Source organism: Kribbella caucasensis (assembly GCF_004361855.1).
Lineage (GTDB): Bacteria > Actinomycetota > Actinomycetes > Propionibacteriales > Kribbellaceae > Kribbella > Kribbella caucasensis.
Window position 1 is genome coordinate 45,161 of the sequence record NZ_SNWQ01000034.1, and the last position, 14,896, is coordinate 60,056.

Consider the following 14,896-nt stretch of genomic DNA (forward strand, 5'->3'; position numbering starts at 1 on the left):
CCCCCTAGTTGTTCGGTGATTCTAGTCGTAGCCTACGTAGCTCTGGTCGGGCCGGGCCATCGACGCCCCTGATCAGCAGCGTTACGCCTGACCAGCCCGGGGGGACCCAGAGCGCGTCGGGGTCGCCGCCGGAGAAGTCCGGCCGATCGCCGACCCAGACCCGGCCCAGGCACTCGCCGGATGCCCAGCCGGTCGCGCGCAGCTGGGATCCGTCCAGCCGAAGCAGGAACCCTCCCTCGGTGGCCGGCAGTTCGACGTCGAGCCAGGCCTCCTCCCCCGGCTTCAGGACCAGCGGAAGCTCGACATCAGTGCTGGACCCGCCGTCGTGCCCGGCATACGCGGTCAGCAGCTCGTCGTCCTGCGCCGCGCAAGCCCAGTCCGTCACCGGCTCGAGGCTGAGCAGTTCCGCGTGAAGTCCTCCGCCGCTCGGGTGGTGCGGCACCGTGACCGACACCTGACCGGTCCCGGCGGGCAGCATCACCCAAGGATTCTCGGCGGGCACGATGATCGGTTCGCCGCCGTCCACCACCACGGTGACCGGCTCGACCACGCCCTGCAGGCACAGCGCGGACGTGGTCGGCGTCTCGACGCTGCGCGTATAGGTGAACGGTATGCCGACGCGGGTGCTGCTCCAGCCGCCCAGGTTCCGCAAGGGTTTCGGCGTACCCGCCCAATGGCCCTCGACCGTCCACAACGCCGACAGGTCCTGCACGCTGCGGACCGTCCACAGACCGCCAAGTCCGCGCAGCGCGCCGAGTTTGAGGGCCGGCAGACGCGCATCGTCGAAGTTCGCGTGGCCCCAGATCTCAACGGTCGCGTGGATCTCGGCGCGTCCCGTCACCTCGCCGACCTCGATCCGGCGGGTCGCGCCGAATCCGGCGATCGTCGGCCGCACTCGTCCCGCGATCGACAAGTCCACGATGTCGGCCGCGCCGACCAGCAGCAACACGTCGATCCCGGTCAGCTCCGCGGTCGCCGTGTAGGTCCCACGACCTCGGTAGACGCCGAGAGACTCCAAGGTCGGCGGTAGCTCATGCGTACCAGCAGGCTTCGTTGGGGCTGCACCCGACCGCCGGCGTACCGCCCGCAGTTCCTGTACCTCTGCCGTCTGGCCGGTTGGGGCGAGGCGCACAACGTCGGCGGGTGCCAGCACGACAACGTCCACGCCGTCGACGGTCATATGTTCAGGAGCGCCACTCGTCGGTGCCGGAATCTCCACCCGGGTGCCGCCCAGCACAACGGTCACCGGTACAGCGGACGAAAACCTCAGCACGCCGTCCTCTGCATCGATCAGATCCGCCGACGCCAGCGTCAATGTCGTGTCGAAACCCCAATCCCGCAAGGGCAAATCGACCAGCATCAGCGGACACGAATCCGCCGCGACCGCCACCGAAACACCACCCACAACCGCACGTCCGGCGGTCTCACCGAGATTCGGTACGGCGACGAGCTGGCCGCCTCCGTACAGATCCAGGGCCGATGGCGACGAACTGGTCGGGAAGGCGGACACCACTTCCACCCGAGGCACACTCGACGTGGCCAGCGCCAATCGCGACCCCAACGCGTCGACCACGCGAGCGAGCACCTGCGCCTCGGCGTACTCCGGCCGCTCCGCACCCGTCGACGACACGTAACCGCCGAAGTCGTAGCCGTGGCTCATGAAGTTGCCCGGCCGGCCCCAGTTCCCGCTGGACGGGGTGTAGCCGAAGTTCCACCCGGATGACTGCAGATACGGCGCGATCAACGACGCCCCGCTGGCCAGCAACCGACGCAGGGTCCGATGCCGCCGATTCGTCTCGGTGATGAGCAACGGCAGTCCACGATCCGCCAGCAGCCGCGCGTACCGGCGTACCTCGGCTTCGATGTGGGGCGAATCGTCGTTCGGGTAGAAGTTGCAAGCCGGTACTACGCCGGGCACGTCTCCCGTGGCACCCGCGATGTCGCCCTGCCCGGCGCACGCGATCAGCGGCACGGTGATTCCGTGGTCGACCACCTGGTCCCGCAGGGCGGTGAGGTAGCCGGTCCGGTCTTCGCAGTCGAAGAAATCCAGTTCGTTCTCCAGCTGGACCATGATGACCGCGCCCCCGGCGCCATACTGACGGCTGACCAGCATCGGCAGCACCTGATCGAACCACGCCGCCACGTGGGCGAGGAAGCGTGGCTCGTTCTGCCGGACCCGGAGCTCGGGATCGAGTCCCAGCCAGGCCGGCAACGCACCGCCATCCCACTCGGAGCAGATGTACGGACCGGGTCGCGCGATGACGTACAAGCCGGCCTCATGCGCGAGATCCAGGAAGGCCGCCACGTCCCGCCTGCCGTCGAACGACCACTGACCGGGTGCGGTCTCGTGGAAGTTCCACGGCAGGTAGACATCGACGCAGGTGTATCCGGACGCGCGAACCTGCTCGAGCCTCGCCTGCCACTGCTCACGTGGCAGGCGGAAGTAGAACAGGGACGCACAGAGCACGAGCTGCGGCCGGCCGTCGATCCGCAGCCCCAGGGCGTCGAGCTCGACACCGGTGCTCATGATGGTTGACGAACTCACTTGACCCCCGCACTGCCGCCGCTGATGTCCATCTCGTACAGGTACCGCTGACCGAGGTAGTAGACCAGGATCATCGGCAGCGTGAGCAGGATCGAACCGACCATCACCAGGTTCCAGGGTGGTGCCTGGAGCGCCTGCGAGGTACTGGTGATGTACTGAACGCCCAACGCGAGCGGCATCTTCGACTCGTCGTTGAGGTAGATCAGCGGACCCATGAAGTCACCCCAGGTGGCGGTCAGGGTGAAGATGCCGATGGCAATCAATACGGGTGCGAGCATCGGCAACATGATCCGCCGGTAGATGCCGAAGAAGCCGAGCCCGTCCACCATCGCGGCCTCGTCGATCTCGCTCGGCAGCCGGGACACGAACTGCCTTACCAGGAAGACGTTGAACGCGTTCGAGAAGAAGTTCGGCACGATCAGCGGCAGGAACGTGTTCACCCAGCCGAGCTCCTTGAACAGGATGAACTGCGGGATCATGGTGATCTGCGCCGGGATCATCATGGTCGCGATGACGATGATGAACAGCGCGTTCTTGCCCGGCGCCCGGAGTCGTGCGAACGCGTACCCCACCAGCCCGCTGGACAGCACCTGCCCGACGACCGCGCCGAGCGAGATGATGACCGAGTTCATCAGGAACCGGTGCATCGGCAGGTCGGTGCCGAACACCCGGGTGAAGTTGTCCCAGTGGAACTCGCGCGGAATGATCGTGAAGGTGTTCGCGTTCACCGTCTGGTCACTGGCCAGCGCGATCGACACCACGAACACCAGCGGCACGCACAGCACCGCCGAGACGATGATGAGAGTGGCGTAGGTGAACGGGGTCGCGCGGAACACGCCGATGACCCGGTCCTTGCTGCGCTCCCGCTCCCGCTCCGGCCCCGGCTCGTGCTTCTGCTCCGGTGGCGCGACGGTGGACATGACGGTGGCCATTCACTTCACCTCGGTCTCGTAGAACACCCAGCGCCGGGCGGTACGGAAGGCCATCAGCGTGAACACCAGGATCACGGCGAACAGCAGCCACGAGATCGCCGACGCGTAACCCATGTGGTAGAAGGAGAACGCCTCGTTGAACAACAGCGGCACCATCATCTGGCTCGCGTTGTCCGGCCCACCCACGGGCTTGGTCAGGATGTACACCTGGGAGAACACCTGGAACGCGCCGATCAGGCCCATGATCAGGTTGAAGAAGATGATCGGGGTCAACTGCGGGACGGTGATGCTCCAGAACTGCCGGATCGGACTGGCGCCGTCCACCTCGGCCGCCTCGTACAGCTCCCGCGGAATGCCCTTCATTGCTGCGAGCAACAGTACGGTCGCGGCCCCGGCACCCCACACCGACAGCAGGATCAGCGCGGGCTTCACCCACATCGCCTCCAGCAGCCACGACGGCCCGGGGATACCGACCACGCCGAGCACGTCGTTCAGCGGACCCGACGGAGCGAGCACCATCTTGAAGATCATCGCCGTCGCGACCAGCGGCACCAGCGTCGGGAGATAGATCAGCGTCCGGAACACCTTGCGGACGCGAACCTGCTTGTTCAGCAGGTTCGCGAGCCACAGGCCGATCACGAGACCGAGCGGGACCGAGATCGCGGCGTAGTAGAAGGTGTTCCACAACGCCTTCCAGAACACCGGATCATCGGTGAGCAGCCGCTTGTAGTTCTCCAGGCCGACCCACTCCGGCGCCGTGAACGAGTCCCAGTCGGTCAAGGATATGTAGATCGACGCGATCATCGGTCCCAGCAGGAACACGACGAACCCGATGATCCACGGCGAGGCGAAGAGGTAGAACCACATCGCCTCGCGACGGCGAAGCTTCGACATCATCTACCCCGCGGGCTTGACGATGGACTCGAGCCGCTGCTGGATCGCGGTCAGCGCTGCGCGCGCGTCCTGCTTGCCCAGCCAGAAGTCGGCCAGCCCGTCGTCGAACGCCTTCTGCATCTCGTTCCAGGCCGGGACGAACGGCGCCCGGTAGACGAAGTCGCTCGACTCGGCGAAGACGTTCATGTTCACCGGCTTGGTCATCCAGGCCGGCTTGAGGAACGCGTCGCTCTTCTGCACCTCGAGGCTGGCCGGGACGTCCTGGCCGGTGCCGATGATCTGCTGCTGCGCCTCCGGTGCGGTGAGGAAGTCGATCGCCTTGAAGGCCGCTTCGGGGTTCTTCGCCGTCCGGGAGATGGCCAGGCCGCTGCCGAACGCGGTCACCGCCTGCTCCTTGCCCTTCCACAGCGGCGCGATGTCCCACTCGATCTTGCTCTTGGTCAGCCCGCTGATGCCCCAGAAGCCGGTGGTGTTGACCGCGACCTTCCCGTTCGCGAAGGCCCCGTCGCCGCCGACGTCCGCGCCCATGTCGGCGTACTGCTTCTTGGTCGGTACGACGCCGTGCTTGAAGATCAGGTCACCGGTCCACTGCAACGCCTCGATCACCTCGTCGGAGGCGACCGCGGGCTTGCCGCTGTCGTCGATGATCTTGCCGCCGTTCTGATACACGAAGCTCCACCACTGCGCCCACCAGCCGCCGCCGGCGTAACCCCACTGCTTGCCGGGGACGGTGACCTCCTTGAACGCCGACAGCGCGTCGTCCCAGGTCCAGTCCGCGGTCGGCGCCTTGATGCCCTTGGCATCGAACAGCGTCTTGTTGTAGTACACGATCATCGCGCCGGAGCGGTCCGGGATCGCGTACACCTTGTCCTCGTAGGAGTAGATCTTCGCGATCGAGCCGAACCGCTTCTCCAGGTCCAGCCCGGCCTTGCCGGCCAGCTCGTCCAGCGCCAGGATCTGGTTCTTGCTGGAGTAGACGTTGACGTTCTCCGCCACCTGCATGATGTCCGGGCCCTTGCCGCCCGCGATCATCGTCTGCACCTTCTGCGCGTACCCGTCGCCCGGGATGAGCTGCAGTGTCACCTTCATCTCGGGGTACTTCTTCACCAGCAGGTCGATCCGCTTCTGGTACGTCGTCTTGTCGTTCTCGCCGCCCCACACCGTCATCACCAGGTTGGCGGCGCTGCTGTTGCCCGAGCCCGAGCCTTGACTGTCGCTGTCCGAGCCGCATGCGGTGAGCGTGATGACGCCCGCGGCCACTCCCATCCCGAGAAAACTCCGACGCGAAACCTGCGTCCTGTTCATCGTCATCGCCCTGTCCGTCCTTGCCTTGGTGGGTCAGCCTCCGGGCGGCTCGACGAGCCGCATGGGTTCAAGTGGCGGTTAAACTAACCATCGGAATAACCCTTTGACAATAGGCCGGGAGGCAGAATTCCCAGTCGTTACCGAGATCGTCCGGAATCCGGTCCGGACGCGACCGCCGGCCGACGGCAGATGTCAGCGGACAGACGAAGGCCCCGGTTTCCCTTGTGGTGAAGGGAAACCGGGGCCTTCTCGCTTGCTCAGCGCTGGGGCCTACCTGCTACTCAGTGCTGGTAGGACTTGCTCCCGCCCCGTCGGGGGCCGTTGCTGTGGCTGTTGTTGCGGCCCTCGTAGCCGCGACCACCCGGGCGGCCGCTGCCGAACCGCTTGCCACCCTTGCCGAACCGCTTGGGCTTCGGCTCCGGCAACTTAACCGGGTAACCCGACGGCTTGGTGCCACCGGTCAGCTCGGTCACCAGTTCGTCGCCCGGACGCGCGCGCACCGGCTCGGTGTTGACGCCGGCCGACTCGGCCATCCGCATCATGCCGCGACGCTGGTGCGGCAACACCAGGGTGACGACGGCACCCTTGCCACCGGCCCGCGCAGTACGGCCGGCGCGGTGCAGGTAGTCCTTGTGCTCGGCCGGCGGGTCAGCCTGGACGACCAGGCCGACGTCGTCGACGTGGATACCGCGGGCCGCGACATCCGTTGCCACCAGCACCGGTACCGAACCGTCCTTGAACTGGTCCAGCGTCCGGTTCCGGGCGCCCTGGGTCAGACCGCCGTGCAGCGCGGCCGCCATCACGCCACGGTCGCGCAGCTGGGTGGCGACGCGATCGGCGCCCAGCTTGGTCCGGACGAACACGATGGTACGGCCGTCGCGGCTGGCCAGCTCGGCCGTCAGCGACTGCTTGTGCCCCGGCTCGATCACCAGCAGGTGGTGCTCCATCGTGGTGACCGTGGCCTGGCCGGACTCGGTCGAGTGCGTGACCGGGTCCTTCAGGTACGTCTTCACGATCGTGTCGACGTCGTTGTCCAGCGTCGCCGAGAACAGCAGCCGCTGGCCGGTCGCCGGGGTCATGTCGAGCAGCGTGGTGACGGCCGGCATGAAGCCCATGTCGCACATGTGGTCGGCCTCGTCGAGCACCGCGACCTCAACCGCGCCGAGGTCGGCCGCGCCCTGCTCACACAGGTCGATCAACCGGCCGGGCGTCGCGATCAGCAGGTCGACGCCACGACGGAGCGCCTCGATCTGCTTCGGGTACGGCAGCCCGCCCGCGATCAGCTTGACCGAAACGTTCATCACGTGCGCCAGCGGCTCCAGCGCGTCGTGCACCTGCATCGCCAGCTCGCGGGTCGGAACCAGCACCAGGCCGCGCGGGCGGCGCGACTCGGTGTGCCCACCGGCCAGCCGCATCAGCGTCGGCAGGCCGAACCCGAGAGTCTTGCCGGAGCCGGTCTGACCGCGACCGAGAACGTCCTTGCCGGCCAGCGCGTCCGGGATGGTGGCCGCCTGGATCGGGAACGGGGAGGTGATCCCGTCCCGCGCCAGCCGCTGCACCAACCGGGGGGCGAGGCCGAGCTCGGCGAATCCATTGCCCTCAGCAACAGTGCCGAGGTCCTCCGGCTGCTCCACCGGCTTCCGCTCGGCCCGCTCGTACTGCGTGCGCTCGGTCCGCTCGTACTGCGGCCGGTCGGCGCGCTCGTACTGCGGCCGATCCTGACGCTGGTACGACGGACGGTCCTCACGCTGGTACGACGGACGCTCGGTGCGCTGGTAATCACGCGAGGAGTCGGTCCGGTCGTTGCGCTGGTACGACGGGCGGTCACCGCGGGAGTCGGTGCGGTCGTCGCGCGAGTACTCGGTACGGTCGCCGCGCGAGTAGCTCGGGCGATCGTTGCGGTCGTTGCGCGGGGACTCCGTGCGGTCGCCGCGCGAGTAGCCCGAGCGATCGCCGCGCTGGTCCGAGCGGTCGTTGCGGGAGTAGTTGGAACGGTCGCCGCGCGAGGAGTCCGTGCGGTCGTTGCGCTGGTAGGACCGCTCACCGCGCTGGTCCCCGGTACGCTCGCCGCGCGAGTCCGTGCGGTCGGGGCGCTGGTTGTCGTTGCCGCGCGAGTCGGTGCGGTCGGTGCGCTGGTACGACGGACGTCCGTCGCGGGACTGGTTCGGACGCTCCGAGCGGTAACCCTTCACCGGACGGTTGCCGTCGCGGCGCTCATAGCTGTTGCCATCCCGACGGGGGTAGCTGTTGCCGTCACGGGAACCACGATCGGAGTACCCGCTCGTGCTGTCGCGGGAACCACGATCGGAGTACCCGCTCGGGCCGCCACGACGCTCACGGGTGGTGTCGTCACGGACCTCACCCTGCGACTCGGACCGGACGACGTCGCCGCCCATCCGCTCGCCATATGACTGGTTCTGGAACTTCTTGTGTCGGGGCTTCTTCACCCGGTCGCCGGCATCGGTGCCGTCGGCAGGGCGGAACTGCTCCTGGTGGTGCTGGGACACGCAATCTCTCTCTCAACGTCACGGCCCGATGCCGGATTTGCCCCACACACAAGCGGCCGGCCATGACACATGGCCGGATCGATCGTGCAAGGCAGGAGATTGGCATCGACCTGCGGGTGCTATCGCGTTGCACCCATGTCGCCGGGTGGACATCAGCGGGTTGCCGAAACCGACGGGTCGGAGCGCCTGGGAAAAACTCTGGTGACGCGACTCGCGCACCGACCCGAAAAGTATACCCGACCCAGCCGCCCCCTCCGACCACCCCCACAGCCGCCCCCGCTGACCGCCCGACCCGCACCAGCCTGGGGGTGGGACGGGCGTTTGACCTTCAAGGGGGGTTCAAGTGTTGTGTGGCGGTTCTAGGGTGGCGGTATGGCGGAGGAGAACGTTCCGAGCAAGGATCACTGGTTGCCGATCGGTGAGATCGCCGGCCGGTCCGGGGTGGCCGCGTCGGCCTTGCGGTTCTATGAGGATCAGGGGCTGATCAGCTCCCGGCGTACCTCGGGCAACCAGCGGCAGTACCAGCGAAGCACCTTGCGGCGGATCGCCTTCGTGCAGGCGGCGCAACGGGTCGGCCTGGCGCTGTCGGAGATCAAGCAGGCTCTGGATTCGTTGCCTGATGACCGTACGCCGACGCGGGCGGACTGGAGCCGGCTGTCGAAGACCTGGCGCAATCGGCTGGACCAGCGGATCGCGGAGCTCGAGCGGCTGCGCGACGACCTGGACGGGTGTATCGGCTGCGGCTGCCTCAGCCTGCAACGCTGCAATCTGTACAACAAGTCCGACCGCCTGGCCGAGCGTGGACCGGGCGCCCGGATCCTGAACGTCGGCATACCCGGCGAGCTATGAAGGTCATAGAACCGGGCCGGAAGGACGAGGGTTAACCCCCGAGTTTTCCGCGGCGTACTGCGGTTTCCGCCCGGGCTTGGCACGATCCGGAGATGTAGCGCCCAGTAGTTCGCTGGTCGCTTTCCGCCACTGATCCGGAGTGAGGCCCTCCCATGTCGCATCGCCGTATCCTGAGCACCCTGGCCGGCCTGGCCGCAGCGGCCCTGGCAGTCCCCGCCTACGCCGCAACCCCTGCCGACGCGCCCAGCGCCACCCAGAGCTCTACGTCTTCCTCGATCGCCGCGTACACCGGTTCGCCGCAGGACAAGGCCGCCACCAAGGCCTTCTACGACGCGGTGATCAAATCTGCCCGCGCCAAGCAGGCGCAGCAGGCCAAGGCCGGCAAGAAGCCCTCCGCCGCGGTCACCGTCACGTACGCCGTCGACGCTCCGAGCTTCCAGTCCGAGATCAACTCCAGTACGTCGATCTGGAACTCCTCGGTCGGCAACGTGACCCTGGTCGAGGGCAGCAACTACGACTTCTACTACACCGAGGGCAACGACCCGCGTGGTTCGTACGCGTCCACCGACGGGCACGGCCGGGGATACATCTTCCTCGACTACGCCCAGTCCCAGCAGTACGACCCGACCCGGATCACCGCGCACGAGACCGGTCACGTGCTCGGCCTGCCGGACCACTACTCGGGCCCGTGCAGCGAACTGATGTCCGGCGGCGGCCCTGGCCCGTCCTGCACCAACCCGTACCCGGACGCGACGGAGCGGGCCCGCGTCGACCAGCTCTGGGCCAACGGGTTCACCGCCCGCTGATCTGCCCTGATCACTGGCCGAGCCGGCGCTGGTCGCCGCCCCAGACCAGCGCCGGCTCCCGCACCTGATCCCACGAAGCCCTCCGGCTCGGAACCACCTGGCAGGGGACGGTTCCGGGCCGGAGTCACGTCCCCGTTCTGACCGGTCCGGTGGAGCCTCGTACTACGAGTTCGGGGCGGAAGAGGAATTCGGTGTGCGGGGTCGCGTGGCCCCGCACCTCCTCCAGCAGCGACTGAACAGCGGCCAGGCCCATCGCGTGGACGGGCTGACGGACCGTCGTCATCGGCGGGTCGGTGAACTCCATCATCGGGGCGTCGTCGTAGCCGACCACGCTCACGTCACCCGGGACCGACAACCCGCGCTGCCGGGCGGCCCGGATCACGCCGAGCGCCATCATGTCGGAGCCGCAGACGACCGCGCTGACCCCGACATCGAGCAACCGCTGGGCCGCTGCCGCACCACCTTCCACGCCGAACATGCTCAGCTCGACCAGCCCGTCGACCTCCCCGTCGGACAACCCGAGCTGCGCCTTCATCGCAGTACGGAAGCCGGCGAGTTTGCGCTCGACGACGATGAACCGCTCCGGTCCGGAGGCGAACCCGATCCGGCGATGCCCGAGCGCGACCAGGTGGGACACGGCCAGCTCGGTCGCGGCGGCCTCGTCGGACGAGATGAACGGCGCCTCCACCCCCGGCAGCCAGCCGTTGACGAAGACGACCGGCAGGTTGCGGTCGACCAGGGCCTGGTAGCGAGCGTGGTCCGCGCCCGTGTCGGCGTGCAGACCAGAGACGAAGATGATGCCGGACACGCCGCGCTCGAGGAGCATCTCGACGTACTCCTCCTCGGAGGCGCCGGACGGCGACTGGGTGCACAGCACCGGGGTGAACCCACGCTGCGACAGCGCCGACTCGATCACCTGGGCGAACGACGGGAAGATCGGGTTGATCAGCTCCGGCATCACCAGCCCGATCAGCCCCGCGGACCGGCGCCGCAACCTGGTCGGCCGCTCGAACCCGAGCACGTCCAGCGCGGTCAGCACCGACTGCTTCGTGTCCTCGGCCACCCCGGGTTTGCCGTTCAGCACCCGCGAGACCGTCGCCTCACTGACCCCCGCCTTGGCCGCGATGTCCGCCAGCCTCGCTCTGCTGCTCACGGGGTGCCACCCTACCCACCGTCGCTGATCTTGCAGCAAGAAGCTGCAAGATCTTGCAGACTGAAACTGCGCAGAGCTGTCCACAGAATGAACAGACCGCACATTTCACACGCCGCACACCTTGTCAGGACGAGCCGGGCAAGTCAGGATGGGCGCACCCCCGCCCGGGGGCCTTTACTACGGATCGTCCGGCACGTTCCTGCCGGTGAAGGGATTGAATCGTCATGGCCACTGTGTCTTTCAAGGCAGCCACCCGGATCTACCCCGGTGGTGACACCCCCGCCGTCGACAAGCTCAACCTCGAGATCGAGGACGGCGAGTTCATGGTTCTCGTCGGCCCGTCGGGTTGTGGTAAGTCCACCTCGCTCCGGATGCTCGCCGGCCTCGAAGAGGTCAACGAGGGCTCCATCTACATCGGCGACCGCGACGTCACGCACCGTCCGCCGAAGGAGCGGGATATCGCGATGGTGTTCCAGAACTACGCGCTCTACCCGCACATGTCGGTCGCCGACAACATGGGCTTCGCCCTGAAGATGCAGGGTGTCTCCAAGGAGGACCGGGCCAAGCGGGTGATGGAAGCCGCCAAGCTGCTGGGCCTGGAGGACTACCTCGAGCGCAAGCCGAAGGCCCTGTCCGGTGGTCAGCGTCAGCGTGTCGCGATGGGTCGCGCGATCGTGCGTAACCCGCAGGTGTTCCTGATGGACGAGCCGCTGTCGAACCTCGACGCCAAGCTCCGGGTCCAGACCCGTACCCAGATCGCCGAACTGCAGCAGCGTCTCGGTGTCACCACCGTGTACGTCACCCACGACCAGGTCGAGGCCATGACGATGGGCGACCGGGTCGCCGTGCTCAAGGACGGTCTGCTCCAGCAGGTCGACACCCCGCTGGCCCTGTACGACCACCCGAAGAACAAGTTCGTGGCCGGCTTCATCGGCTCCCCCGCGATGAACCTGCTCGATGCGGACATCACCGAGGGTGGCGCGAAGGTCGGCGACTACGTGATCCCGATCGAGCGCACCATCCTGTCCAAGGCCGGCAGCGACCGGACCATCACGGTCGGCGTACGCCCGGAGGCCTTCAAGGTCGCAGACAAGGGCCTCCCGGTCCACGTCGCCGTGGTCGAGGAGCTCGGCGCCGACGCGTTCCTCTACGGAACCGCCGAGCACAACAACGAGCACCAGCAGATCATCGCCCGGATCGACGCCCGGATGCCGGTCGAGAAGGGTTCGACCATCCACCTCGCCGCCGTGCCGGAGAAGCTGCACCTGTTCTCCACCTCCACCGAGGAGCGCCTGACGGCCTGACCCCCGGTACTACGTGACGCCGGCCCTCGAGTGGTTCGCCACTCGGGGGCCGGCGTTCGTTCGCTGGACGGTGCCGATGTTCGTTTGCCGGACGGGGCTGGCGTTCGTTTGCCGGGCGACTAGGTGAGGTCTCGGCGGGAGAAGACGAGCGCGCCGAGGGCGACGATGACGGCCGCGGCGATCCCCAGGTACCAGACGCTGTGCCCGAACGACACGGTCTTCTCCAGCGACGTGCAGTTGTATATGCCATCCGGCATCGTCTGGCAGTTGTCCACCCAGTACGTGGTGCCGTGCTTGATCCAGGCGTCGACGTTGAGCCGGACCAGCCAGGGTTGCGCCTTGATCAGGAATCCGCCGAAGACACCCTCGACCAGCACCAGATAGCCCATCAGCAACCCGATCGCGGCGGCAGTGTGGCGCAGCAGCATCGCGAAAACACTGCCGAGCGCGGCCACAACCGCCGCGAGCACCACCGATCGACCGGCGATCGCCAACAGGTCACCCCACACCTTGCCCGATGTCGTCGAAGTGTTGCCGACCAGCTCGACGATGAGGGCCGTGCCACCGATCAGCAGAGCCAGGGTGACCACGGCCACCGGCACGTGACCGAGCAGCGCGCCAAGTAGTTTGCTGCCGTAGACCCGGAGCCGGCGTGGTTCGAAAGTCAGCCAGTTGCCGAGCGACCCGGAGCTGTACTCCGCGCCGACGAAGCTCGCACCGATCAGGAACGCGGCACCGGCCAGCAGGTACGACGCTCCGTACAGCAGATCGGGCATCGTGTCGGCGAAGGTGAACCGCGGCCGGCCGAAGTCCTCCAACCTGGGCTCCGGGTAGGAGCAGTACTCCGCGATCGACGGCTTCGGGTCGGGCGCGCTCGCGTAGTCCCGCTCACACTGCTTCTTCCACTCGTCCGCGCTACGCACCCATTCGCTGTGCACCTGCTCGAACTGGGTCTGCGCCTGCTGCAGCTCGGACTCGGACAGCGGCCGGGCGCTCCGCCAGGTGGCGAACAACATCAACCCGGTGATCAGCACCACGCCCGCGATCCCGATGATGGTCAGCCGGCGGGCGTACAGCCGCTTCAGCTCGACCTTGACGAGCCGGATCATCGGTCGCCTCCTCTGGGCCCGGGCTTGATCTCATCGGTCCCAAGACCCTCGCCCGCGGTCAACTCCAGGAACACCGACTCCAGGTCGGCACGGACCGGGGCCAGTTCGGCGACGTACATCCCGCGCTCGGCCAGGCGGCGGGTGACATCGGCGGGATGGGCCGCACCGTCGACGTACAAGTAGCCGCCGTCGAGGCGCACCGTCCAGCCGGCCTCGGTCAACACCGGTATCGCCGCCTCGTGGTTGTCGATGGCAACCTTCACGGTCCCCTTGCCGGCGCCGCCGATGACCTCGGCAACGGTGCCGGAGGCAAGCAACCGGCCGTGGCCGATGATCGAGACCGTGTCTGCGACCTGCTCGACCTCGGCCAGGATGTGACTGCTGACCAGGACGGTCCGGCCCTGGGCGCCGAGTGACCGCATCGTCTCGCGGATCTCCCGGATACCGGCCGGGTCCAGCCCGTTGGTCGGCTCGTCGAAGATCAGCAGATCCGGTTCCTTGAGCAGCGTGGCCGCGATCGCCAGCCGCTGCTTCATGCCCAGTGAGTAGGCCCGGTACTTGTCCTTGCCGCGCTCGCCGAGCGAGGTCTCCGCCAGTACCTCGCCGACCCGGCTGCGGGGCGCGCCGATCGCCTCCGCGAGCAGCTCGAGATTCTTCCGCCCGCTGAACGCCGGGAAGAACTTCGGCGACTCCACGATCGCGCCGACCCGCGACACCACCTCCGGCAACCGCTCGGGGACCGGCCGGCCGAACATCGTCATCGTGCCGGCGTCCGCCCGGATCAGGCCGAGCAGCATCCGGATCGAGGTGGTCTTGCCCGATCCGTTCGGCCCGAGGAACCCGTGCACGCCACCGGCCGGCACGTCCAGGTCGAGCCCCCGGACCGCGACAACACGCTTCCCCCGCCGGGTCCGATAGGTCTTGCGCAGTCCGCGCGTACTGACTGCCAGGTCGTCCACATCGCCCCCAAGTCGTCGGTCTCCGCCGGTGAAGACGCTCACCTTGCCAGGTTTGTTCGACTGTCGCTTGGGGCCTGTAGACAGATTACCCCTAGGGGGTATGGCTCCAGGACTTGCATTCGATACCCCAAGGGGGTAATTTCAGGGGCGTCGACATACCCCCACGGGGTAGCCCGAAGGAAGAAGGACCGCCATGACCAGCCACGAAGACCAGGCCACCGGGACCGTGCACGGGTACACCGCCGAGAAGTCCAGCCACCTGAAGCGGCTGCGGCGGATCGAGGGCCAGATCCGGGGCCTGCAGCGGATGGTCGAGGAGGACAAGTACTGCATCGACGTCCTGACCCAGGTGTCGGCCGCGACGAAGGCGCTCCAGTCGTTCTCGCTGGAACTGCTGGACGAGCACCTGTCGCACTGCGTGGTCGAGGCCGCGCAGAAGGGCGGCGCGGAGGCGGAGGAGAAGGTTCGCGAGGCCTCCGACGCGATCGCCCGCCTGGTCCGGAGCTGAACGAACCCCAGAACCCACGAGATCC

The 14,896-nt window shown here is 67.4% G+C and carries 12 protein-coding genes; 4 read left to right on the plus strand and 8 right to left on the minus strand.

From position 1 onward, the window contains the following. Positions 1-4 precede the first annotated feature (4 nt). The 5 genes from EV643_RS39990 to EV643_RS40010 all read right to left on the minus strand — a co-directional run bounded on the left by EV643_RS39990 (position 5) and on the right by EV643_RS40010 (position 8,183). Positions 5-2,545: a beta-galactosidase gene (locus tag EV643_RS39990; protein WP_202869976.1), complete on the minus strand. Its 2,541-nt coding sequence runs from the start codon at positions 2,543-2,545 to the stop codon at positions 5-7. Then, positions 2,542-3,477, minus strand: coding sequence for a carbohydrate ABC transporter permease (locus EV643_RS45210; protein WP_133805451.1), 936 nt, complete (start codon positions 3,475-3,477; stop codon positions 2,542-2,544). The genes EV643_RS39990 and EV643_RS45210 overlap by 4 nt, the downstream gene beginning before the upstream one ends. Beyond that, a complete protein-coding gene (locus EV643_RS40000; RefSeq protein WP_133805452.1) occupies positions 3,478-4,371 on the minus strand; it encodes a carbohydrate ABC transporter permease in 894 nt (297 codons plus the stop codon). Positions 4,372-4,374: 3 nt separating this feature from the next. After that, the gene (locus EV643_RS40005; RefSeq protein WP_238166133.1) at positions 4,375-5,676 is read right to left on the minus strand and encodes an ABC transporter substrate-binding protein; all 1,302 of its coding nucleotides are present in this window, start codon (positions 5,674-5,676) and stop codon (positions 4,375-4,377) included. A gap of 281 nt (positions 5,677-5,957) precedes the next feature. Further along, a complete protein-coding gene (locus EV643_RS40010; protein WP_133805454.1) occupies positions 5,958-8,183 on the minus strand; it encodes a DEAD/DEAH box helicase in 2,226 nt (741 codons plus the stop codon). A gap of 372 nt (positions 8,184-8,555) precedes the next feature. Here EV643_RS40010 and soxR point away from each other — a divergent pair, with 372 nt between their 5' ends. Both soxR and snpA read left to right on the plus strand, forming a co-directional pair. Next, entirely contained in the window at positions 8,556-9,032 is a 477-nt protein-coding gene (soxR, locus tag EV643_RS40015) for a redox-sensitive transcriptional activator SoxR (protein ID WP_133805455.1), read from the plus strand. A 152-nt stretch (positions 9,033-9,184) separates the two neighbouring features. Further along, positions 9,185-9,838 carry a snapalysin gene (gene snpA, locus EV643_RS40020; protein ID WP_133805456.1) on the plus strand — a complete coding sequence of 218 codons (654 nt, stop codon included), beginning with the start codon at positions 9,185-9,187 and terminating at the stop codon, positions 9,836-9,838. A 124-nt stretch (positions 9,839-9,962) separates the two neighbouring features. Here the strand turns inward: snpA and EV643_RS40025 are convergent, their stop codons facing one another. Beyond that, entirely contained in the window at positions 9,963-10,991 is a 1,029-nt protein-coding gene (locus EV643_RS40025) for a LacI family DNA-binding transcriptional regulator (protein WP_133805457.1), read from the minus strand. A gap of 224 nt (positions 10,992-11,215) precedes the next feature. Here EV643_RS40025 and EV643_RS40030 point away from each other — a divergent pair, with 224 nt between their 5' ends. Further along, entirely contained in the window at positions 11,216-12,295 is a 1,080-nt protein-coding gene (locus EV643_RS40030; RefSeq protein ID WP_133805458.1) for an ABC transporter ATP-binding protein, read from the plus strand. Between the two features lie 119 nt (positions 12,296-12,414). Here the strand turns inward: EV643_RS40030 and EV643_RS40035 are convergent, their stop codons facing one another. Continuing rightward, positions 12,415-13,404: an ABC transporter permease subunit gene (locus tag EV643_RS40035; RefSeq protein WP_133805459.1), complete on the minus strand. Its 990-nt coding sequence runs from the start codon at positions 13,402-13,404 to the stop codon at positions 12,415-12,417. Beyond that, positions 13,401-14,405, minus strand: coding sequence for an ABC transporter ATP-binding protein (locus tag EV643_RS40040; protein ID WP_238166134.1), 1,005 nt, complete (start codon positions 14,403-14,405; stop codon positions 13,401-13,403). The genes EV643_RS40035 and EV643_RS40040 overlap by 4 nt, the downstream gene beginning before the upstream one ends. Positions 14,406-14,556: 151 nt before the next feature. Here EV643_RS40040 and EV643_RS40045 point away from each other — a divergent pair, with 151 nt between their 5' ends. Continuing rightward, entirely contained in the window at positions 14,557-14,871 is a 315-nt protein-coding gene (locus tag EV643_RS40045; protein WP_238166135.1) for a metal-sensitive transcriptional regulator, read from the plus strand. Positions 14,872-14,896 lie beyond the last annotated feature (25 nt).